The 19,576-nt window shown below is 73.0% G+C and carries 15 protein-coding genes and 1 riboswitch; of the genes, 10 read left to right on the top strand and 5 right to left on the bottom strand.

Annotation, left to right across the window (positions count from 1 at the left end; translation table 11 throughout):
• Nucleotides 1-84: 84 nt before the first annotated feature.
• Nucleotides 85-1,029: a sucrase ferredoxin gene (locus ACZ4M5_RS28340; RefSeq protein ID WP_467740806.1), complete on the bottom strand. Its 945-nt coding sequence runs from the start codon at nucleotides 1,027-1,029 to the stop codon at nucleotides 85-87.
• Between the two features lie 53 nt (nucleotides 1,030-1,082).
• The gene (locus ACZ4M5_RS28335; RefSeq protein WP_467740804.1) at nucleotides 1,083-2,342 is read right to left on the bottom strand and encodes a citrate/2-methylcitrate synthase; all 1,260 of its coding nucleotides are present in this window, start codon (nucleotides 2,340-2,342) and stop codon (nucleotides 1,083-1,085) included.
• Nucleotides 2,343-2,452: 110 nt separating this feature from the next.
• On the opposite strand from ACZ4M5_RS28335, the gene ACZ4M5_RS28330 reads away from it, so the two are divergent.
• Together ACZ4M5_RS28330 and ACZ4M5_RS28325 are read left to right on the top strand one after the other, a co-directional pair.
• Entirely contained in the window at nucleotides 2,453-3,616 is a 1,164-nt protein-coding gene (locus ACZ4M5_RS28330; protein ID WP_467740802.1) for a citrate synthase, read from the top strand.
• 277 nt (nucleotides 3,617-3,893) lie between these two features.
• Nucleotides 3,894-4,988, top strand: coding sequence for a CobW family GTP-binding protein (locus ACZ4M5_RS28325; RefSeq protein ID WP_467740800.1), 1,095 nt, complete (start codon nucleotides 3,894-3,896; stop codon nucleotides 4,986-4,988).
• Here the strand turns inward: ACZ4M5_RS28325 and ACZ4M5_RS28320 are convergent.
• Nucleotides 4,985-7,441, bottom strand: a complete 2,457-nt coding sequence (locus tag ACZ4M5_RS28320; RefSeq protein WP_467740798.1) for a DNA gyrase/topoisomerase IV subunit A — start codon at nucleotides 7,439-7,441, stop codon at nucleotides 4,985-4,987. The genes ACZ4M5_RS28325 and ACZ4M5_RS28320 overlap by 4 nt on opposite strands.
• Before the next feature lie 218 nt (nucleotides 7,442-7,659).
• On the opposite strand from ACZ4M5_RS28320, the gene ACZ4M5_RS28315 reads away from it, so the two are divergent.
• The 4 genes from ACZ4M5_RS28315 to ACZ4M5_RS28300 all read left to right on the top strand — a co-directional run bounded on the left by ACZ4M5_RS28315 (nucleotide 7,660) and on the right by ACZ4M5_RS28300 (nucleotide 12,460).
• Nucleotides 7,660-9,030, top strand: a complete 1,371-nt coding sequence (locus ACZ4M5_RS28315; RefSeq protein ID WP_467740796.1) for a M16 family metallopeptidase — start codon at nucleotides 7,660-7,662, stop codon at nucleotides 9,028-9,030.
• Complete coding sequence (locus tag ACZ4M5_RS28310) at nucleotides 9,027-10,415, top strand: M16 family metallopeptidase (protein ID WP_467740794.1); 1,389 nt, start codon at nucleotides 9,027-9,029, stop codon at nucleotides 10,413-10,415. Before ACZ4M5_RS28315 ends, ACZ4M5_RS28310 begins: the two co-directional genes overlap by 4 nt.
• Before the next feature lie 191 nt (nucleotides 10,416-10,606).
• A riboswitch (cyclic di-AMP (ydaO/yuaA leader) is annotated at nucleotides 10,607-10,771 on the top strand.
• Between the two features lie 13 nt (nucleotides 10,772-10,784).
• Complete coding sequence (locus ACZ4M5_RS28305; protein ID WP_467740792.1) at nucleotides 10,785-11,573, top strand: M23 family metallopeptidase; 789 nt, start codon at nucleotides 10,785-10,787, stop codon at nucleotides 11,571-11,573.
• A gap of 194 nt (nucleotides 11,574-11,767) precedes the next feature.
• On the top strand, nucleotides 11,768-12,460 hold the full coding sequence (locus ACZ4M5_RS28300; RefSeq protein ID WP_467740790.1) for a GntR family transcriptional regulator: 693 nt from the start codon (nucleotides 11,768-11,770) through the stop codon (nucleotides 12,458-12,460).
• Nucleotides 12,461-12,667: 207 nt separating this feature from the next.
• On the opposite strand, the gene ACZ4M5_RS28295 is transcribed toward ACZ4M5_RS28300, so the two are convergent.
• Nucleotides 12,668-12,949 carry an HPr family phosphocarrier protein gene (locus tag ACZ4M5_RS28295; RefSeq protein ID WP_467740788.1) on the bottom strand — a complete coding sequence of 94 codons (282 nt, stop codon included), beginning with the start codon at nucleotides 12,947-12,949 and terminating at the stop codon, nucleotides 12,668-12,670.
• Between the two features lie 180 nt (nucleotides 12,950-13,129).
• Between ACZ4M5_RS28295 and ACZ4M5_RS28290 the strand changes: the two genes are divergently transcribed.
• From ACZ4M5_RS28290 to ACZ4M5_RS28275, 4 genes are all read left to right on the top strand, one after another.
• Nucleotides 13,130-16,141 carry a bifunctional acetate--CoA ligase family protein/GNAT family N-acetyltransferase gene (locus tag ACZ4M5_RS28290; RefSeq protein ID WP_467740786.1) on the top strand — a complete coding sequence of 1,004 codons (3,012 nt, stop codon included), beginning with the start codon at nucleotides 13,130-13,132 and terminating at the stop codon, nucleotides 16,139-16,141.
• Between the two features lie 73 nt (nucleotides 16,142-16,214).
• Nucleotides 16,215-16,802, top strand: a complete 588-nt coding sequence (locus tag ACZ4M5_RS28285) for a DUF5998 family protein (RefSeq protein WP_467740784.1) — start codon at nucleotides 16,215-16,217, stop codon at nucleotides 16,800-16,802.
• Nucleotides 16,802-17,998 (top strand): alkaline phosphatase family protein, encoded by a 1,197-nt coding sequence (locus tag ACZ4M5_RS28280; RefSeq protein WP_467740782.1) that lies wholly within the window; start codon nucleotides 16,802-16,804, stop codon nucleotides 17,996-17,998. The genes ACZ4M5_RS28285 and ACZ4M5_RS28280 overlap by 1 nt, the downstream gene beginning before the upstream one ends.
• A 62-nt stretch (nucleotides 17,999-18,060) precedes the next feature.
• Complete coding sequence (locus ACZ4M5_RS28275) at nucleotides 18,061-18,711, top strand: thymidine kinase (protein WP_467740781.1); 651 nt, start codon at nucleotides 18,061-18,063, stop codon at nucleotides 18,709-18,711.
• A gap of 60 nt (nucleotides 18,712-18,771) precedes the next feature.
• Here ACZ4M5_RS28275 and ACZ4M5_RS28270 read toward each other — a convergent pair whose 3' ends face one another.
• Nucleotides 18,772-19,575 carry a VOC family protein gene (locus tag ACZ4M5_RS28270; RefSeq protein WP_467740779.1) on the bottom strand — a complete coding sequence of 268 codons (804 nt, stop codon included), beginning with the start codon at nucleotides 19,573-19,575 and terminating at the stop codon, nucleotides 18,772-18,774.
• Nucleotide 19,576 lies beyond the last annotated feature (1 nt).

The following is a 19,576-nucleotide window of genomic DNA, read 5'->3' as shown; positions in this document are numbered from 1 at the left end:
ACCTCCGGCTGTGCGGCAGCAAGCCTGCGGCCGTGTGGCAGCGGACCCTTCCGGCCGAGCCGGGGTCCCGGTCACACCGGACGGTCAGCTCGCCAGGGCCGACGCCAGACGGTCCTCGCGCACCGCCACCACGTCCATCCGCGCGGGGGAGCCGAGGACGGCAGCCCCGCAGCTCTCCGGACGCGGCGGCAGCGCGGCGCCCTGGGCCACGTCGACCCGCCAGCGGCGTCCGTCGACGTGGGCGACCGTCACCTCCCAGCGCGGTGCAGCGCCCGCCGTCCGCACCACGCGCAGAGCCTCCGCCGCGTCCTCACCCGTCTCGCGGCGCACGGCCAGCTCGGCCGCCTGGCCGGGCCGCTCCCAGGCCGACCTGCCCCGGCAGCCCGCCACGACGACGCGTCCCTCCTGGGCGCGGTGCAGGACCTCTTTGAGGGCGTGGGCCTCCGCACGGCCGTAGGCGTAGCCGTGCGGCAGGACCAGTGCCGTCGGGGAGAAGCGGTGACCACCCAGATGGGTGACCTCCCAGACGCCCTGAACCCCGGAGGAGGCCAGTTCGGCGGCGAGCGGCCGGCCCAGGAGGGCGCAGCAGCGGTCGCGCTTGCCGTTGGTGCAGACGAGGGCGAGGGGGTCGCCCTCATGGGCCCGGCCGCCGAGTACGGCGTCGAAGCCGGAGTGCTCACCCCGGCCCAGGGCGGCGAAGTCGAGGTCGAGCAGGCGGGCCGGATCGGAGGTCGTGGCGCTGTGCAGCCAGACGTTCCCCGGGACGGTGTGGGCCGCGAACACCCTGCGCGTGGCCGGCATCCTGCGGTCCGCGTGCCGTCCGGGGCGGCGGATGAGCACGATCCGTACGCCCGTGTCCTTGGCGGCCGCCTCCAGGGCACGTCCCACCACGGGGTCCAGGTGGCTCGAAGTGAGCGCCTTGGCACCCCAGGGGCCGGGCTGTTCCAGCAACAGCCAGGTCCTCGCGATGGCCGCGGTTCCCGCAACGGGCTCGTCGGAGTCCCGGGAGACGCTTGAGCACGTACTCACAGAGGTGAGCCTAACCTGAGTTGGGCGGGAGCTCATTTCGGCCCCGCCGCTCCCTACTCCGGCAGGGGTTGCGGCGGCCTCGGCCCGACGTACTGACCGCTCGGGCGCATGCGCAGGGGGCGTTCGCCGTACTCCTCCAGCGCATGGGCGACCCAGCCCGCCGTCCGGGCCACGGCGAAGATCGTCTCGCCGGCGCTGGCGGGCATGCCGCAGGAGGTGGTGAGCACGGCCAGCGCCAGGTCGACGTTGGCGTGCAGCGGTGTGTGGCGGGCGGTCGTCTCGACGATGTCCCGGGCGGCGAGCAGGGCGGGCTCCGCGCGCGGGACGCGCTCCAGGAGGGCGAACAGGGCACGCGCGCGTGGGTCCTCGCCCGGATACAGGCGGTGGCCCAGTCCGGGGATGCGGCGGCCGGCACGGAGTTCGTCCGCGATCACCGGTGCCGCGTCACCCCGGTCGAGCACGTCGTGCAGGAGCCGGTGCGCCAGCCCGCTGGCCGCGCCGTGCAGCGGGCCCTCGATCACGCCGAGTCCGGCGGAGACGGCCGCATAGGCATGGGCCCGGGCCGAGGCCGCGACACGCACCGCGAGCGTGGAGGCGGCCAGGTCGTGGTCGACGAGGAGGGCCAGTGCGGTGTCGAGGGCCCGCAGGGACGCCTCGTCCGGGTCCTCGCGGTGGGACAGGCGGTTCCACAGGCGGTGGGCCAGCGGCCCGTCGTCACGTCGTCCGTGCCAGGTCGGGGGGAGCGCGGCGACGAGGGTGGGGATGAGCGTGCGCGCGGTGCCGAGCACGGCGTCCTCGGACAGGTCGAAGCGCAGCGGGTCGGCGGTGGCGGCGGCGATGGTCGCGACACGCAACCGGTCGGCGGGGGAGGCGTGTTCGGGCAGGGCCTCGACCGCGCGGCGGGCGACGGCGACGGCGGGCGCGGGCGCGTCGAACGTGACGCCCGGACGCATGCGGCCGGTCCACAACCACTCGGCGACTTCTTCGTAGGTGTGCCGGGCTGCCAGGTCGACCGCGTCGACGCCGCGGAAGTGGTACCGGTCGCCCTCGATCAGCGTGATGCGGGTGCGTACGCCCAGCTCTCCGCCGGAGCCCGAGACGGTGGCGCTCTCCCGCCGGTTGCGCCGGGCGAGCGCTTCGACCTCCGCGGCGTCGAAGGTGCTGCCCCGGCCGCCGGCCGCTCGCCGGCTGCTGAGCTGCCCACGACTCACGTACGCGTACAGGGTCTCCGGTTTCACGCCGAGCAGCTCGGCGGCCTCCTTGGTGGTCAGCCGCCGTTCCGCGTCCGGTGAGACGGTCTCTTGATCGCGCATGGGGGTCACCGTATCCGTCCGTCGGTCTGTTGACTGATGTGTTGATCTAATCAACATTGACAGGCTTTCAGTCAATCATGGACAGTCGAATCAAGTTCAGGGAGGCAGAGATGTCCGTCAACAGGTCAGCAAGCGCTCTTCTCGACGTGCCCCGGGGGCTCGCGGGCGTCGTCGTCACCGACACCCGCATCGGCGACGTCCGAGGGCGCGAAGGCTTTTACCACTACCGGCAGTACTCGGCGGTCGATCTCGCCCGCAGCCGCGGATTCGAGGACGTCTGGCACCTCCTCGTCCACGGCGAACTGCCCGACCCCGCACAGCGCGCCGCCTTCGCGGCGGACACCGCCGCGCTGCGGGCGCTGCCCGGCGAGGTGCGGGCGGCGCTGCCCGCCATCGCTGCGGCGGGCGGACGTTCCGGCCCGCTCGCGGGGATGCGCACGGCGCTGTCGCTGCTGGGCGCGGCGAAGGGCTTCCGTCCCGTGTACGACATCGACGAGGAGGAGCGCCGGCGGAACACGCTGGAGGCGGCGGCAGCCGTTCCCACCCTGCTCACCGCACTGCACCGGCTGGGGCACGGGCAGCAGCCGATCGAGCCCCGGCCGGACCTGTCCTACGCGGCCAACTACCTTTACATGTTGACCGGATCAACACCGGACGAGCGGCACGCCCGGGCGATCGAGCAGTACCTGATCTCCACCATCGACCACGGCTTCAACGCGTCGACGTTCACCGCCCGGGTCATCGCCTCGACGGGGGCGGACGTGGCGGCGTGCCTCGCGGGCGCGGTCGCGGCGCTGTCGGGGCCGCTGCACGGTGGTGCGCCGAGTCGCGCGCTGGACACCCTGGACGCGATCGGCAGCCCGGACCGCATCGACTCCTGGGTGCGGGAGCGGGTGCTCGCCGGGGACCGCATCATGGGGTTCGGGCACGCGATCTACCGCACGGAGGACCCGCGGTCACGGATGCTGCGGGAGGTCGCCCGGTCGTTCGGCGGCCCGCGGGTGGACTTCGCGATCGAGGTCGAGCGGCACGTCGAGGCGATTCTGGCGGAGCTGAAGCCCGGCCGGGAGCTGCACACCAACGTCGAGTACTACGCGGGTGTGGTGATGGAACTCTGCGGTCTGCCCCGCGAGATGTTCACCCCGACCTTCGCCGCCGCGCGGGCGGTGGGCTGGAGCGCGAACATCCTGGAGCAGGCGGAGGACACGAAGATCATCCGCCCGGTGGCCCGGTACGTGGGGCCGGAGGCGCCGGAGCCGGTGCCTGTGGCCTGAGCAGGGTGCCCGGGCGAGGAGAGGTCCGGAGCGGCCGGGGCAGGGGCACGGTCAGGGTGCCGAGCGGCTCTGATCGGCAGGGAGGCGGAGAGGAAGAGCACGGAGGGAAGCGAGGAACACAAACCGGCGCCACGCTCGGCGTCTGCCCAACGCGTGCTGCCAACCATCGTTCACCTCGGCGCGACTTGCGCGGCTCGTATCCTGGACCGGCATCCCATCCCCTGCGTGTGCCGCCCACGTGAGCCGGTGCGCGCGTCGGCGTGAAAGAGGTCGCACGGTGCGTCAGGCGAGCCCGCAACCGCAGCAGATTCCGGTCGTGGTCCTGGCCGGGTTCCTCGGCTCGGGCAAGACCACTCTGCTCAACCACCTCCTGCACCGCAGCGGCGGCAGCCGCATCGGCGCGATCGTCAACGACTTCGGGGCCGTCGAGATCGACGCGATGGCCGTGGCCGGGGCGCTCGGCGACTCGACGGTCTCCCTGGGCAACGGATGCCTGTGCTGCGCGGTCGACGCGAGCGAACTCGACACCTACCTGGAGCGGCTCGCGGCACCCTCCCTCGGCATCGACGTCATCGTCATCGAGGCCAGCGGCCTGGCCGAACCGCAGGAACTGGTCCGGATGCTGCTCGCCAGCGAACACCCCGGCATCGTCTACGGCGGACTGGTCGAGGTCGTCGACGCCGCCGAGTTCGACGCGACCCGCTCCCGCCACCCCGGGATCGACCGCCACCTCGCGCTGGCCGACCTCGTCGTGGTCAACAAACTCGACCGCGCGGCCGACGGCGAACGCGTCCTCGGGCTGGTCCGGTCGCTCACCGACGGCGCCGCCGTCGTCCCGGCCAGCTACGGCCGCATCGACCCCGAGTTCCTCTTCGACTGCCGGCCGAGCGAGGAGCGCATCGGACAGCTCACCTTCGACGACCTGCACGCGCACGACGAGCACCACGAGCACCACACGCCCGGCGGGCCCGGCGAGCACGCCGGGCACCTGCACACCGCCTACGACAGCGTCTCGTTCGTCTCGTCCGCGCCCCTCGAACCCCGCCGGCTGATGGCCTTCCTCGACAGCCGCCCCCCGGGCCTGTACCGGATCAAGGGCTACGTCGACTTCGGGCCGTACGACGTCCGCAACCGGTACGCCGTCCACGCCGTGGGGCGCTTCCTGCGCTTCTACCCCGAGCCCTGGCCGGCCGGCGACGAACGCCTCACCCAGCTCGTCCTCATCGGCTCCGGCATCGACCCCACCGCACTCGGCAAGGAACTGGAGGCGTGCAAGGACGACGCCCCGCACGCCGACGAGCACGGCATGTGGGGCGTCCTGCGCTACGTGCGCACCGGCGGGGAGGAACCCGCGGAGGAACCGCCGGCCTAGACCGGCCCGGCCACCACGGCCACCGTCTTCGCCAGGGACACGCCCGACCCGTCGCGTCGAGGGTCGATGTCCGGCAGGGCGGCCGGGGTGCCGTTCTTCTGGGCGGCACGGGCCGGGACGGGCCCGGCCCAGGCCAGGGACAGGCAGTCCTCGCCCTTCAGGAACCGCTGGCAACGGACACCGCCGGTCGCGCGGCCCTTGCGCGGGTACTGGTCGAACGGGGTCAGCTTGGCCGTCGTCTGCACCGAGTCGTCCAGCGTCCCCCGCGAGCCCGCGACCGTGAAGACGACCGCGTCCGCGGCCGGGTCCACCGCCGTGAAGGAGATGACCTTCACCCCCTCGGCCAGCTTGATGCCGGCCACACCGCCGGCCGGACGCCCCTGCGGGCGGACCTGGGACGCCTGGAAGCGCAGCAGTTGGGCGTCGTCGGTGATGAACACCAGGTCCTCGTCCCCGGTGCGCAGCTCCACGGCACCGACGATCCGGTCACCCTCCTTGAGGGTGATCACCTCCAGCTCCTCCTTGTTGGACGGGTAGTCCGGCACCACGCGCTTGACGACGCCCTGCTGCGTGCCGAGCGCCAGGCCCGGGGACGACTCGTCGAGCGTGGTCAGGCAGACGACCGTCTCGTCGCCCTCCAGGGTCACGAACTCCGCCAGCGGGGCCCCGCCCGCCAGGTTCGGCGTCGGCAGGGGCTCCGGGAGCTGCGGCAGATCGACCACGTTCAGCCGCAGCAGCCGGCCCGAGGAGGTCACCACGCCGATCTCGCCGCGGGCCGTCGCCGGTACCGCCGAGACGATCACGTCGTGCTTGACGCGCTTGGCACCGGCGTCCTCCGCGAACGGCTCGGCGTCGGCCGTACGGGCCAGCAGACCCGTCGAGGACAGCAGCACCCGGCACGGGTCGTCCGCCACCTGCAGCGGTACGGCCGCGACCGGGGCGCCGCCCGACTCCAGCAGGACCGTGCGCCGGTCGGTGCCGAACTTCTTGGCGACCGCAGCCAGTTCCGAGGAGACCAGCTTGCGCAGCTCCGCGTCCGAGTCGAGGATCCGGGTCAGCTCCTCGATCTCCGCGTTGAGCCGGTCCTTCTCCGTCTCCAGCTCGATGCGGTCGTACCGGGTCAGCCGGCGCAGCGGCGTGTCGAGGATGTACTGCGTCTGCACCTCGCTCAGCGAGAAGTGCTCCATCAGGCGCTGCTTGGCCTGGGCGGAGTTCTCGCTGGAGCGGATCAGGCGGATGACCTCGTCGATGTCCAGCAGGGCCGTCAGCAGGCCCTCGACCAGGTGCAGCCGGTCGCGCCTCTTGCCGCGGCGGAACTCCGAGCGCCGCCGCACCACGGTGAAGCGGTGGTCGAGGTAGACCTCCAGCAGTTCCTTCAGGCCGAGCGTGAGCGGCTGACCGTCGACCAGGGCGACGTTGTTGATGCCGAAGGACTCCTCCATCGGCGTCAGCTTGTACAGCTGCTCCAGGACCGCCTCGGGCACGAAGCCGTTCTTGATCTCGATGACCAGGCGCAGGCCGTGCTCGCGGTCGGTGAGGTCCTTGACGTCGGCGACGCCCTGGAGCTTCTTCGAGCCGACCAGGTCCTTGATCTTGGCGATGACCTTCTCGGGGCCGACCGCGAAGGGCAGCTCGGTGACGATCAGGCCCTTGCGGCGGGCCGTCACCTGCTCCACCGTCACGGTCGCGCGGATCTTGAACGTGCCCCGGCCGCTCTCGTAGGCGTCGCGGATGCCGGACAGGCCGACGATGCGGCCGCCGGTGGGCAGGTCCGGGCCCGGGACGTGCTTCATCAGGGCGTCGAGATCCGCGTTCGGGTGCCTGATCAGGTGGCGGGCCGCGGCGATGACCTCGCGCAGGTTGTGCGGCGGCATGTTCGTCGCCATGCCGACCGCGATGCCCGAGGCGCCGTTGACCAGCAGGTTCGGGAAGGCGGCGGGCAGCGCGGCCGGTTCCTGCTCCTGGCCGTCGTAGTTCGGGTTGAAGTCGACGGTGTCCTCGTCGATCGACTCCGTCATCAGGCTCGTCGCCTCGGCCATGCGGCACTCGGTGTACCGCATGGCGGCCGGCGGGTCGTCGTTGCCCAGGGAGCCGAAGTTGCCGTGGCCGTCCACCAGGGGGACGCGCATGGAGAACGGCTGGGCCATGCGCACCAGGGCGTCGTAGATCGACGCGTCGCCGTGCGGGTGCAGCTTGCCCATCACCTCGCCGACGACGCGGGCGCACTTGACGTACCCCCGCTCGGGACGCAGGCCCATCTCGCTCATCTGGTACACGATGCGCCGGTGCACCGGCTTGAGACCGTCGCGGGCGTCCGGCAGGGCGCGGGAGTAGATGACCGAGTACGCGTACTCGAGGAAGGAGCCCTGCATCTCGTCGACGACGTCGATGTCGAGGATCCGCTCCTCGTACGAGTCGTCGGGCGGCGGGGTCTTCGTGCTGCGGCGGGCCATCGCTGCCGGCTCCTTGCTGCTGCGATCCAGATCTGACGCGGACCATTGTGGACCGCCGCACTGACAAGCGGGACCAGGCCCCGGGGCAAGCGGCGCCCGCGCCCCCGGAAGGAGGCCGGCACCGGGAACTTCACCAGGGCTTCGCGCGCTTGCATACAGTGGCAGGACCGGCACGAATCCGCGGTTGTGAAGACCGCTCCGCGATCGAAGGGACGTACATGCCCATGGGTCACACGGCCACAGCCCAGGCAGGCTCCGGAGGCCTGACAGCAACCGAGCACCGCCTGGCCAACGGCTTGCGCGTGGTGCTCTCCGAGGACCACCTGACCCCCGTCGCGGCGGTGTGCCTCTGGTACGACGTCGGCTCGCGCCACGAAGTCAAGGGGCGTACGGGCCTGGCTCACCTATTCGAGCACTTGATGTTCCAGGGATCCGCCCAGGTCAAGGGCAACGGCCACTTCGAACTGGTCCAGGGCGCGGGCGGCTCGCTGAACGGCACCACCAGCTTCGAGCGGACCAACTACTTCGAGACCATGCCCACCCACCAGCTGGAGCTCGCCCTCTGGCTGGAGGCCGACCGCATGGGCTCCCTGCTGGCCGCCCTCGACGAGGAGTCGATGGAGAACCAGCGCGACGTCGTCAAGAACGAGCGCCGCCAGCGCTACGACAACGTCCCCTACGGCACCGCCTTCGAGAAGCTCACCGCCCTCGCCTACCCGGAGGGCCACCCCTACCACCACACCCCGATCGGCTCGATGGCCGACCTGGACGCGGCGACCCTGGAGGACGCCCGCGCGTTCTTCCGCACGTACTACGCGCCGAACAACGCCGTGCTCTCCGTGGTCGGTGACATCGACCCCGAGCAGACGCTGGCCTGGGTCGAGAAGTACTTCGGTTCCATCCCCGGCCACGACGGCAAGCCCGCCCCGCGCGACGGCTCCCTGCCGGAGACCATCGGCGAGCAGCTGCGCGAGGTCGTCGAGGAGGAGGTCCCGGCGCGTGCCCTGATGGCTGCCTACCGGCTGCCGCACGACGGCACACGCGCGTGCGACGCCGCCGACCTTGCCCTGACCGTCCTGGGCGGCGGCGAGTCCTCCCGTCTGTACAACCGCCTGGTGCGGCGCGACCGTACGGCCGTCGCGGCCGGGTTCGGCCTGCTGCGGCTGGCCGGGGCGCCCTCCCTGGGCTGGCTGGACGTCAAGACGTCCGGCGACGTGGAGGTGCCGGTCATCGAGGCCGCCATCGACGAGGAGCTCGCCCGGTTCGCCGAGGAGGGCCCCACGGCCGAGGAGATGGAGCGCGCCCAGGCGCAGTTGGAGCGCGAGTGGCTGGACCGCCTCGGCACGGTCGCGGGCCGCGCCGACGAACTGTGCCGGTACGCGGTGCTGTTCGGCGACCCCCAGCTCGCCCTGACCGCCGTCCAGCGCGTGCTGGAGGTCACGGCCGAGGAGGTCCAGGAGGTCGCCAAGGCCCGCCTGCGCCCCGACAACCGCGCGGTGCTCGTCTACGAGCCCGTCGCCGACGAGACCGACGATGCCGGGGACACCGCACCCGCGGCCGGCGACGAGAACGAGGAGGCGGCCAAGTGACCGAGCTCGCCACGATGGACTTCCACCCCCGGCCGCAGGCGGGCGAGGCCAAGCCGTGGGCCTTCCCGGCCCCGGAGCGCGGCACCCTCGGCAACGGCCTGACGGTCCTGCGCTGCCACCGCCCCGGCCAGCAGGTCGTCGCCGTCGAGGTGCTGCTGGACGCGCCCCTGGACGCCGAGCCGGCCGGCCTGGACGGCGTCGCCACGATCATGGCGCGGGCCTTCTCCGAGGGCACGGACAAGCACTCCGCCGAGGAGTTCGCGGCCGAACTGGAGCGCGCGGGCGCCACCCTGGACGCGCACGCCGACCACCCCGGGGTCCGGATCAGCCTGGAGGTCCCGGCCTCCCGGCTCGAGAAGGGGCTCGGTCTGCTGGCCGACGCCCTGAGGGCGCCCGCGTTCGCGGACAGCGAGATCGAGCGGCTGGTCCGTAACCGCCTCGACGAGATCCCGCACGAGCTGGCCAACCCCTCGCGCCGGGCCGCCAAGGAGCTGTCCCGGCAGCTGTTCCCGGCCGACTCGCGCATGTCACGGCCCCGGCAGGGCAGCGAGGAGACGGTCGCCGCGATCGACTCCGCCGCCGTGCGCGGCTTCTACGAGAAGCACGTCCGGCCCGCCACGGCCACCGCCGTCGTCGTCGGCGACCTCACCGGCATCGACCTCGACGCCCTGCTCGGTGACACGGTGGGCGCCTGGACCGGCTCCCGGGCCGAGCCGCGTCCGGTGCCGCCGGTCACCGCCGACGACACGGGCCGGGTCGTCATCGTGCACCGCCCGGGCGCCGTCCAGACGCAGCTGCTCATCGGCCGCACCGGCCCGGACCGGCACGACCGCGTCTGGCCCGCCCAGGTGCTCGGCACGTACTGCCTCGGCGGCACCCTGACGTCCCGTCTGGACCGCGTGCTGCGCGAGGAGAAGGGCTACACCTACGGGGTGCGGGCGTTCGCCCAGGTCCTGCGGTCCGCCCCGGAGGGCACCGGCGCCTCGATGCTCGCCATCAGCGGTTCCGTGGACACGCCCAACACCGGCCCCGCCCTGCAGGACCTGTGGGCCGTGCTGCGCACCCTGGCCGCCGAGGGGCTGACCGACGCCGAGCGGGACGTCGCCGTGCAGAACCTGGTCGGCGTCGCGCCGCTGAAGTACGAGACGGCGGCGGCCGTCGCCTCCACGCTGGCCGACCAGGTCGAGCAGCACCTGCCCGACGACTACCAGGCCGCGCTGTACCGGCAGCTCGCCGCGACCGGCACCGTGGAGGCCACCGCGGCGGTCGTCAGCGCCTTCCCCGTGGACCGCCTGGTGACCGTCCTCGTCGGTGACGCGACGCAGATCAAGGCGCCCGTCGAGGCCCTCGGCATCGGCGAAGTCTCGGTCGTCACCGCGGAGTAGGCCACACGCGCGCGGGAGCCCTGGTTGTCATCGAAGGCACCAGGGCTCCCTTATGCCCGAATTGATACGGAGGTGGCCTGTCTGCCCTGTGGGATGCGCTACAAAAGGCGGGTTTCGTTTGGGAATTGAAAGCGGCGCCGCTTAGCGTCATCCGGGCTGTTCGTCAGGCAGTGCGCCGCACCCGCGGCACCGGACAGTCATCGCCGAGTCCCCGTACGGCGCGAGCCAGGGGAGCCGGGGACCCAACCGCAGTCCCTGGGGTGAATCGGACGCCCGCGCGAGCCGCGAGGGGGTCCGTAGGAGACCTTCCTGCTCCGAACCCGTCAGCTAACCCGGTAGGCGAGAAGGAAGGAAAGGACCAGCCACTTCATGGCGTTCACCCGCGCCACCGGGAAGCACCGTCGTCCCAGCCGCATCCAGCGCGGCACGGCCCGTGCGGCGGGCGTCGCGGCCCTCGCCACGACCGGCGTCATCGGCACCGTGGCCGCTCCGGCCGCCTTCGCCGCCGAGCCGGCACCCGAGCAGACCGGTCTCACCCCCGTCGTCACCATGGGCGACACCGTCGCCGAGCAGATCGACGCCCAGGCCGTCGCGCAGAAGCAGGCGGCCGAGGAGGCCGCCGCGAAGAAGAAGGCCGAGGAGGCCGCGCGCGAGCGGGCCGCCGAGGCGGCCAAGAAGGCCAAGGAAGCCGCCGAGAAGGCGCGCGAGGCCAAGGAACGGGCCGCACGCGAGGCCGAGCGCAAGCGCCTGAACACCTTCGTGTCCCCGATCTCCGGCTCCTACGTGTCCACCAGCTACCAGGCCAGCAGTGGCCTGTGGTCCTCCGGCAGCCACACCGGCGTCGACTTCCACGCCGCGACCGGCACTTCGGTCCACTCCGTCGGCGCGGGAACGGTCGTCGAGGCCGGCTGGGGCGGCGCGTACGGCAACCAGGTCGTGATCAAGATGAACGACGGCACGTACACCCAGTACGGCCACCTGTCGTCCGTCGGTGTCTCGGTCGGCCAGCAGGTCACCCCCGGCCAGCAGATCGGCCTGTCCGGCGCGACCGGCAACGTCACCGGCCCGCACCTGCACTTCGAGGCCCGCACGAGCCCCGAGTACGGCTCCGACATGGACCCCGTCGCCTACCTGCGCTCGCACGGCGTCAACCTCTGACGTCACCCCGAGATTCGTGACAGCCCCGGCCCGCAGGCCGGGGCTTTTCGCGTCCCGGACGGCTCGTCGCCCAAAAACTTCTCCCTGATTTCCGTCCGCCGCCGGAAAGTGCGGCACATTGCAATAGAGTCACGTGCAATGAAGCCGTGGAGCGCGCGTCGGCGTTTTCCCCGGGAATCAGACGGAGGTCGGTCATGCGCATTCCCGCGCACTCGGTGTGCACGGCCATCCGGGACGACATCGTCGCCGGCGTCCACCCGTGCGGGGCCCGGCTCACCGAGGAGCTGCTGGCCCGCCGCTACGGCGTCTCCCGGGTCCCCGTGCGGGAGGCCCTGCGCACGCTGGAGGCCGAGGGCTTCGTGGTGACCAGGCGGCACGCGGGCGCCTGTGTCGCCGAGCCCACCGAGCAGGAGGCCGCCGACCTGCTGCAGATGCGGGTGCTGCTGGAGCCGCTCGGCGCGGCCCGGGCCGCACAGCGCCGCACCGAGGCCCATCTCAAGGTCCTGCGCGGCCTGGTCCGGCTGGGCCGGGAGCGGGCGCGCCAGGGCGGCGGCGAGGACCTGCGCTCCCTGGACGGCTGGTTCCACGAGACGCTGGCGCAGGCCTGCGGGAGCCCCGCGCTGACCGCGGTGCTCACCCAGCTCCGGCACAAGATCGCCTGGATGTACACGGTCGAGGCGCAGCCCGGCCCGGTGGAGTCGTGGAACGAGCACGGCGCGATCGTGGACGCCGTGGCGCGCGGGGACGGCGAGCGCGCGCGGGCCGCCGCGGCCGCGCACGTCGAGCGCGCGACCGCCGCCCACCGCCTGCGGTCCGGCTCGGCCGGGGAGCGCGGGCGGGTGAGGAACTCGCAACATCCCCTCAACACGGCGAGCCCGCGGAATTAACACGCGAGCCGTATACAAAGAGCAGGGAATGCCGGAGGGGTGGAATTTCCCCTTTCCGCTGCCCCCTTTTCCGCTGCCTGTTTTTGGAATGCCGCCCCCATGCGGTGCGCAATTCGTCCGCGCGGACGAAAACATGGCCGGACATGCGAAGGGCCCGCCCGGTCGACACCGGACAGGCCCCGCACGCACCTGAGAGGCGCTCTCACATCAGACGGTCTCGGGCAGTTCCTCGAGACCGTCGGCGACCAGCTTGGCCAGCCGGTCCAGGGCGGCGTCCGCGCCCTCGGCGTCGGAGGCGAGGACGATCTCCTCGCCGCCCTGGGCGCCCAGGCCCAGGACGGCCAGCATCGAGGCCGCGTTGACGGGGTTGCCGTCAGCCTTGGCGATCGTCACCGGGACGCCTGTGGCCGTGGCGGCTCGGACGAAGATGGAGGCGGGGCGGGCGTGGAGACCCTCGGCCCAGCCGACGTTGACGCGGCGCTCAGCCATGTGTTGCTGCCCTTCGGTGTTCAGGGTTGTCTAGACCAGTTTCCCATACGTGAAGCCCACCGGGAGCGGTCCTGTCGTTCCACCGCCCCGGGGCGGAGATCAGATCGCGGCCTCGACCCGACCGGCGCCCCCACAGACTGCCCCGCGCCGCTGTCGGACGCGAGCCGTACTCTGGGGCCCATGCAGACCTCGCCGGACCGGCACGAGTATCCCGCCCACTGGGAGGCCGACGTGGTGCTGCGCGACGGTGGCACCGCACGCATCCGGCCCATCACCGTCGATGACGCCGATCGCCTCGTCAGCTTCTACGAGCAGGTCTCCGACGAGTCCAAGTACTACCGCTTCTTCGCGCCGTACCCTCGCCTGTCCGCCAAGGACGTCCACCGCTTCACGCACCACGACTTTGTGGACCGGGTGGGACTCGCGGCCACGGTCGGCGGCGAGTTCATCGCCACCGTACGCTACGACCGGATCGGCGCCGACGGAACGCCCGCGTCCGCCCCAGCCGACGAGGCCGAGGTCGCCTTCCTCGTGCAGGACGCACACCAGGGCCGCGGGGTCGCCTCCGCCCTGCTCGAGCACATCGCCGCGGTCGCCCGCGAGCGCGGCATCCGCCGGTTCGCCGCCGAGGTGCTGCCCGCGAACAACAAGATGATCAAGGTGTTCACGGACGCCGGGTACACCCAGAAGCGCAGCTTCGAGGACGGCGTGGTCCGTCTGGAGTTCGACCTCGAACCCACCGACCGCTCGCTGGCCGTGCAGTACGCGCGCGAGCACCGAGCGGAGGCCCGCTCCGTGCAGCGACTGCTGGCGCCCGGCTCGGTCGCCGTCATCGGCGCGGGACGCACCCCCGGCGGCGTGGGACGCAGCGTCCTCGGCAACATCCGCGACGCCGGTTACACCGGCCGCCTGTACGCCGTGAACAGGGCCCTGCCCCAGGAGCAGAAGGAACTCGACGGGGTGCCCGCCCACCGGTCGGTGCGCGACATCGACGGCCCCGTCGACCTCGCGGTCGTCGCCGTGCCCGCCGAGCACGTGCCCGAGGTCGTCGCCGAGTGCGGCGAACACGGGGTGCAGGGACTGGTCGTGGTGTCCGCCGGCTATGCCGAGAGCGGGCTCGAAGGGCGCGAGCGCCAGCGTGCCCTCGTCCGGCAGGCCCGCACGTACGGCATGCGCATCATCGGGCCCAACGCCTTCGGTGTCATCAACACCTCGCCCCGGGTGCGGCTCAACGCCTCCCTCGCCCCCGAGGTGCCGCGCCCGGGCCGCATCGGGCTGTTCGCCCAGTCCGGTGCCATCGGCGTAGCCCTGCTGTCCCGGCTGCACCGGCGCGGCGGCGGCGTCACGGGCGTGACCGGCGTGTCCACGTTCGTCTCCTCCGGCAACCGCGCCGACGTCTCCGGCAACGACGTCCTGCAGTACTGGTACGAGGACCCCGACACCGACGTCGTCCTGATGTACCTGGAGTCCATCGGCAACCCCCGCAAGTTCACCCGCCTCGCCCGGCGCACCGCCGCCGCCAAGCCCTTGGTCGTCGTCCAGGGCGCCCGGCACGGCGCCGCCCCCCAGGGGCACGCCGTGCGGGCGACGCGCCTGCCGCACGCGACCGTCTCGGCCCTGCTGCGGCAGGCCGGGGTGATACGCGTCGACACCATCACCGACCTGGTGGACGCGGGCCTGCTGCTGGCGCGCCAGCCGCTGCCCGCCGGACCCCGGGTGGCGATCCTCGGCAACTCCGAGTCGCTCGGCCTGCTCACCTACGACGCGTGCCTGGCCGAGGGCCTGCGGCCGCACCCGCCGCAGGACCTCACCACGGCGGCGTCGGCGGCGGACTTCCACGCGGCCCTGTCCCGGGCGCTCGCCGACGACCGTTGCGACGCGGTCGTCGTCACGGCCATCCCGGCGGTGGGGGAGGGCTCCGTCGCCGACGCGGCCCTCGCGCAGGCGCTGCGCTCCGCGACGGCCGCGGCCCCGTCCAAGCCGGTCCTGGTCGTGCACGTGGAGCTGGGCGGTCTCGCGGAGGCCCTGTCGGCGGCGGCCAGCACGGCCCCGCAGGCCAGGACGGACGACGCACCGCAGCCCGGACCCCACCGGGCGACCCCGGACCAGCGACCGGCACCCGCGGACGAGCCCCGCCCGCCCGCGGACGAGCGACCAGTACCTGCGGACCAGCCCCGCCCGCCCGCGGACCATCGACCGGCACCCGCGGACGAGCCCCGCCCGCCCGCAGCCCAGCCCCGCACACCCGGGGACGGGCACGCGGCGGCCCCCGACCGGCACGCGACCGGCCCGGCCCGGCCCGCGGCGGCCCCCGAGGCGGCCGAGGGCGCACACCTCATCCCCGCCTACCCCGCCGCCGAGCGGGCCGTCCGCGCCCTCGCCCAGGCCGTCGCCTACGCCCAGTGGCGGCGCGACGCTGCCGACCCGGGCAAGGTGCCCGAGTACGACGACATCGACGTGAAGGGCGCCGCCGCGCTGATCGACGGCCTGCTCGCGCGCGGGCAGAGCCCCGCCCTCGCCCCGGACGAGGCCTGTGACCTCCTCGGCCACTACGGCATCGAGGTCCACCGCTCCCTGCCCGCACCGACGCCCGACGCGGCCGCCGAGGCCGCCCGCACGCTCGGGTACCCGGTGGCGCTCAAGGCCACCGCCCCGCACCTCAGGCACCGGGCCGACCTGGGCGGGGTACGCCTCGACCTCGCGGACGAAGAGCAACTGCGCCGTGCGTACGCGGAGTTGACCGAGATGTTCGGCGCTGCCGAGGAGCTGCGCCCGGTCGTGCAGCGCATGGCACCGCGCGGCGTGGACGTGGTCGTACGGGCCGTGATCGACCCCGCGGCCGGGGCGGTGCTCTCCTTCGGGCTCGCCGGCGCCGCCTCCCAGCTGCTCGGGGACACCGCGCACCGGCTGATCCCGGTCACCGACCGCGAGGCGAACTCGCTGGTGCGGTCGATCCGCACCGCGCCCCTGCTGTTCGGCTGGCGCGGCTCGGCCCCGGCCGACACCCGCGCCCTGGAGGAGCTGCTGCTGCGTGTGTCCCGGCTGGTGGACGACCACCCCGAGGTCGTCGCGGTCACCCTGGAACCCGTGGTCGTCGCCTCGCACGGATTGAGCGTGCTGGGCGCCTCCGTCCGTCTCGCACCACCGCCCGCCCGGGACGACCTGGGCCCGAGGACGCTCCCCGCGTACTGACGAGGACGCTCCCCGCCTACGGACGGGGGCGAGCGGTGCCTCGCAGTCAGTGGTCCCCCGTAGGATGGGCGTCATGGCCAAGACCAGTACGACGACCCAGGGGCTGCGGGCGGCGATCGAGCGCAGCGGCTACTACCCGGCCCTCGTGGCCGAGGCGGTGGAGGCCGCCGTGGGCGGCGAGCCCATCCGGTCGTACCTGGTCCACCAGGAGACGACGTTCGACCAGAACGAGGTGCGCCGGCACGTCACGGTGCTCGTCCTCACGGACAACCGCTTCATCGTCAGCCACACCGACGAGCAGGCCGCCGACAGCACCTCCCCGACGCCGTACGCCACGACGTCGACGGAGTCCGTGAAGATCGGCCGCATCTCGTCGATCGTGGTCAGCCGCATGGTCGCCAACCCGGAGTCGTACAAGCCGGGCACCCTGCCGCGCGAGGTCGTCCTCACCATCGGCTGGGGCGCCGTCTCCCGGATCGACCTGGAGCCGGCGGCCTGCGGCGACCCCAACTGCGAGGCGGACCACGGCTACACGGGCAACTCCACGGCGGACGACCTCAGCCTGCGCGTGAGCGAGGCCGGGGACGGACCGGAGACCGTGCGCGAGGCCCTCGCCTTCGCGCAGGCCCTCTCCGAGGCGACCGCGGACACCACCCGCTGATGACCCATCCCAAGACGGCCTGGGACCCCCATCCCGAACCGCTCACCGTCGCCTCCGCCCCCGTACCCGAGTACGGCAGCGGATCGCTCGCCGACCTGCTGCCCACCCTGGCCGCCGGCCTGGACGTGCCGGGCATGACCGCCGCGATCTCCGAGCTGACCCCCGCCGACCGCAACTGCGTGTTTCTGATCGACGGCCTCGGCTGGGAGCAGCTCAAGGCGCACCCGGAGGAGGCGCCCTTCATGGCGTCCCTGCTCGCCACCTCGCGCGGCGGCACCGGACGCCCCCTGACCGCCGGATACCCGGCGACGACGGCGACCTCCCTGGCCTCGGTCGGCACCGGGCTGCCGCCCGGCGCGCACGGCCTGCCCGGCTACACCGTCCGCAACCCGGACACCGGCGAGCTGATGAACCAGCTGCGCTGGCAGCCGTGGACCCCGCCCGGCTCCTGGCAGCCGTACCCGACGGTCTTCCAGCTGGCGCACCAGGCGGGTGTGCACGCCGCGCAGGTGTCGTCCCCCACCTTCGAGAACACCCCGCTGACGAAGGTCGCGCTCAGCGGCGGCAGGTTCCTCGGGCGGCTGTCCGGCGAGGACCGCGTCGACCTCGCGGCCGAGCAACTGGCCGCGGGCGACCGCTCCCTGGTCTACACGTACTTCGCCGAGGTCGACGGAGCCGGTCACCGCTTCGGCGTGGACTCCGACGCCTGGCGCGGCCAGCTCATGTACGCCGACCGCCTGGTCCAGCGCCTGGCCGAGCAACTCCCGCCGCGCAGCGCGCTCTACGTCACCGCCGACCACGGCATGGTCGACGTGCCGTTCGACGAGCAGCACCGCATCGACTTCGACGAGGACTGGGAGCTGAGCGCGGGCGTCGCCCTGCTCGGCGGCGAGGGCCGCGCCCGGCACGTGTACGCGGTGCCCGGCGCCGCCAACGACGTCCTGACCTGCTGGCGCGAGGTGCTCGGCGAGCAGTTCTGGGTCGCTTCGCGCGACGAGGCCGTCGCGGCGGGCTGGTTCGGCCCGCAGATCGACGAACGCGTGTACGGCCGACTCGGCGACGTGATCGCCGCCGCCCGTGACGACGTGCTGCTCATCGCCTCCGAGCGGGAGCCCAAGGAGTCGGCGATGGTCGGCAACCACGGTTCGATGACCCCCGCCGAGCAACTGGTCCCCCTGCTCGAAGTACGCTCCTGACGTCCCCGCCGCCGGACCGACCCGTCCGGCCGGCCCACCCGCCGAAAGGTGCTCGACCCGACATGCCCGAGCTGGTGTTCTTCTCCGGAACGATGGATTGCGGGAAGTCGACACTGGCTCTCCAGATCGAGCACAACCGCTCCGCCCGCGGCCTGCAGGGCATGATCTTCTCCCGTGACGACCGGGCGGGCGAGGGCAAGCTCTCCTCCCGCCTCGGCCTGGTCACGGACGCGGTGGAGGTCGAGGACGGCCAGGATCTGTACGCCTACCTCGTCGACCACCTGTCCCAGGGCGGCCGCGCCGACTACGTGATCGCCGACGAGGCGCAGTTCCTCTCGCCCGAGCAGATCGACCAACTCGCGCGCGTGGTCGACGACCTGAGCCTGGACGTCTACGCCTTCGGCATCACGACCGACTTCCGCTCCAAGCTGTTCCCCGGCTCGCAGCGGCTGGTGGAACTGGCCGACCGGGTCGAGGTGCTCCAGGTGGAGGCCCTGTGCTGGTGCGGCGCCCGGGCCACGCACAACGCCCGCACGATAGGCGGTGTCATGGTCGTCGAAGGCGCCCAGGTCGTCGTCGGCGACGTCACCCACTCCGCCGACGAGATCGGCTACGAGGTGCTGTGCCGCCGCCACCACCGGCGCCGCATGACCGCGGCGTCGGCCAGGGCGGCGGCCCTGTCCCCGGACGTGCTGCCGGTGACGTCCGCCTGACGGACACCGGCCGGGACGCGGCAACCGCTCGGCGCACCCTGGCTCGTGACGCCTGCGCCGTCAGCCCGGCGGCTGCAGCAGCGCGAACCGCGCCCCCTCCGGATCCGCCACCGCCGCCACCCGCCCCTGCGCCGTGTCGTGCGCCGGCCTGAGCACCTGCCCGCCCAGGTGCACGACATGGTCCGCGGCGTCGTCCACGTCCGTGACCTGGAAGTACGTGACCCAGTGCGGCCCGCGGTCGCGGGGCAGGACCTGGCCCAGGCCGTGGATCCCGGCCACGGGCCGGCCGTCCAACTGCAGCGTGACGTAGTCGAAGTCGGCGGACACCACCGGCTCCTCCTCGTGGCCGAACACCGTCCGGTAGAACTTGGCGACGGTCGCGGACTCGAAGGTCAGCAACTCGTTCCAGGCGGGCGCGCCGGCGACACCGGAGACGGCCGTGCCGAGGTGCGCGGCGGCCTGCCAGACGCCGAACACGGCGCCCGAGGGGTCGGCACCGATGGCCAGCCGCCCGGCGTCGGCGGCGTCCAGCGGGCCCACCCCGATCGTGCCGCCGCGGCTGCGCACGGTGTCGGCCGTCAGGTCCACGTCGTCCGAGGCGAAGTAGGGCGTCCACGCGACGGGGAGGTGGCGGTCCGGAGGCAGCCGCCCGATGCCCGCCACCTCGCGCCCGTCGAGCAGGGCGCGCACGTACGGGCCGAGTTGCTGCGGCCCGGGACGGAACTCCCAGCCGAACAGCGCCCCGTAGAACTCCTCCGTCGCGTCAAGGCCGTGCACCATCAGGCTCACCCAGCAGGGTGCGCCGGGCGTGTGCCGATCGGGCGCTGCGCCGTTCCGGCGGGCGGACCCCCGTGCGTCGGTCATC

Source organism: Streptomyces sp. NPDC026246, from assembly GCF_055567995.1.
This window is presented reverse-complemented; position numbering and strand designations above follow the sequence as displayed.

Excerpts from the sequence above, each read along its gene's own strand:
- ACZ4M5_RS28335 (WP_467740804.1), bottom strand. The coding sequence starts at position 2,342 with ATGCGCGATCAAGAGACCGTCTCACCGGACGCGGAACGGCGGCTGACC.
- ACZ4M5_RS28330 (WP_467740802.1), top strand. The coding sequence starts at position 2,453 with ATGTCCGTCAACAGGTCAGCAAGCGCTCTTCTCGACGTGCCCCGGGGG.
- ACZ4M5_RS28320 (WP_467740798.1), bottom strand. The coding sequence starts at position 7,441 with ATGGCCCGCCGCAGCACGAAGACCCCGCCGCCCGACGACTCGTACGAG.
- ACZ4M5_RS28315 (WP_467740796.1), top strand. The coding sequence starts at position 7,660 with ATGCCCATGGGTCACACGGCCACAGCCCAGGCAGGCTCCGGAGGCCTG.
- ACZ4M5_RS28305 (WP_467740792.1), top strand. The coding sequence starts at position 10,785 with ATGGCGTTCACCCGCGCCACCGGGAAGCACCGTCGTCCCAGCCGCATC.
- ACZ4M5_RS28300 (WP_467740790.1), top strand. The coding sequence starts at position 11,768 with ATGCGCATTCCCGCGCACTCGGTGTGCACGGCCATCCGGGACGACATC.
- ACZ4M5_RS28295 (WP_467740788.1), bottom strand. The coding sequence starts at position 12,949 with ATGGCTGAGCGCCGCGTCAACGTCGGCTGGGCCGAGGGTCTCCACGCC.
- ACZ4M5_RS28290 (WP_467740786.1), top strand. The coding sequence starts at position 13,130 with ATGCAGACCTCGCCGGACCGGCACGAGTATCCCGCCCACTGGGAGGCC.
- ACZ4M5_RS28285 (WP_467740784.1), top strand. The coding sequence starts at position 16,215 with ATGGCCAAGACCAGTACGACGACCCAGGGGCTGCGGGCGGCGATCGAG.
- ACZ4M5_RS28280 (WP_467740782.1), top strand. The coding sequence starts at position 16,802 with ATGACCCATCCCAAGACGGCCTGGGACCCCCATCCCGAACCGCTCACC.
- ACZ4M5_RS28275 (WP_467740781.1), top strand. The coding sequence starts at position 18,061 with ATGCCCGAGCTGGTGTTCTTCTCCGGAACGATGGATTGCGGGAAGTCG.
- ACZ4M5_RS28270 (WP_467740779.1), bottom strand. The coding sequence starts at position 19,575 with ATGACCGACGCACGGGGGTCCGCCCGCCGGAACGGCGCAGCGCCCGAT.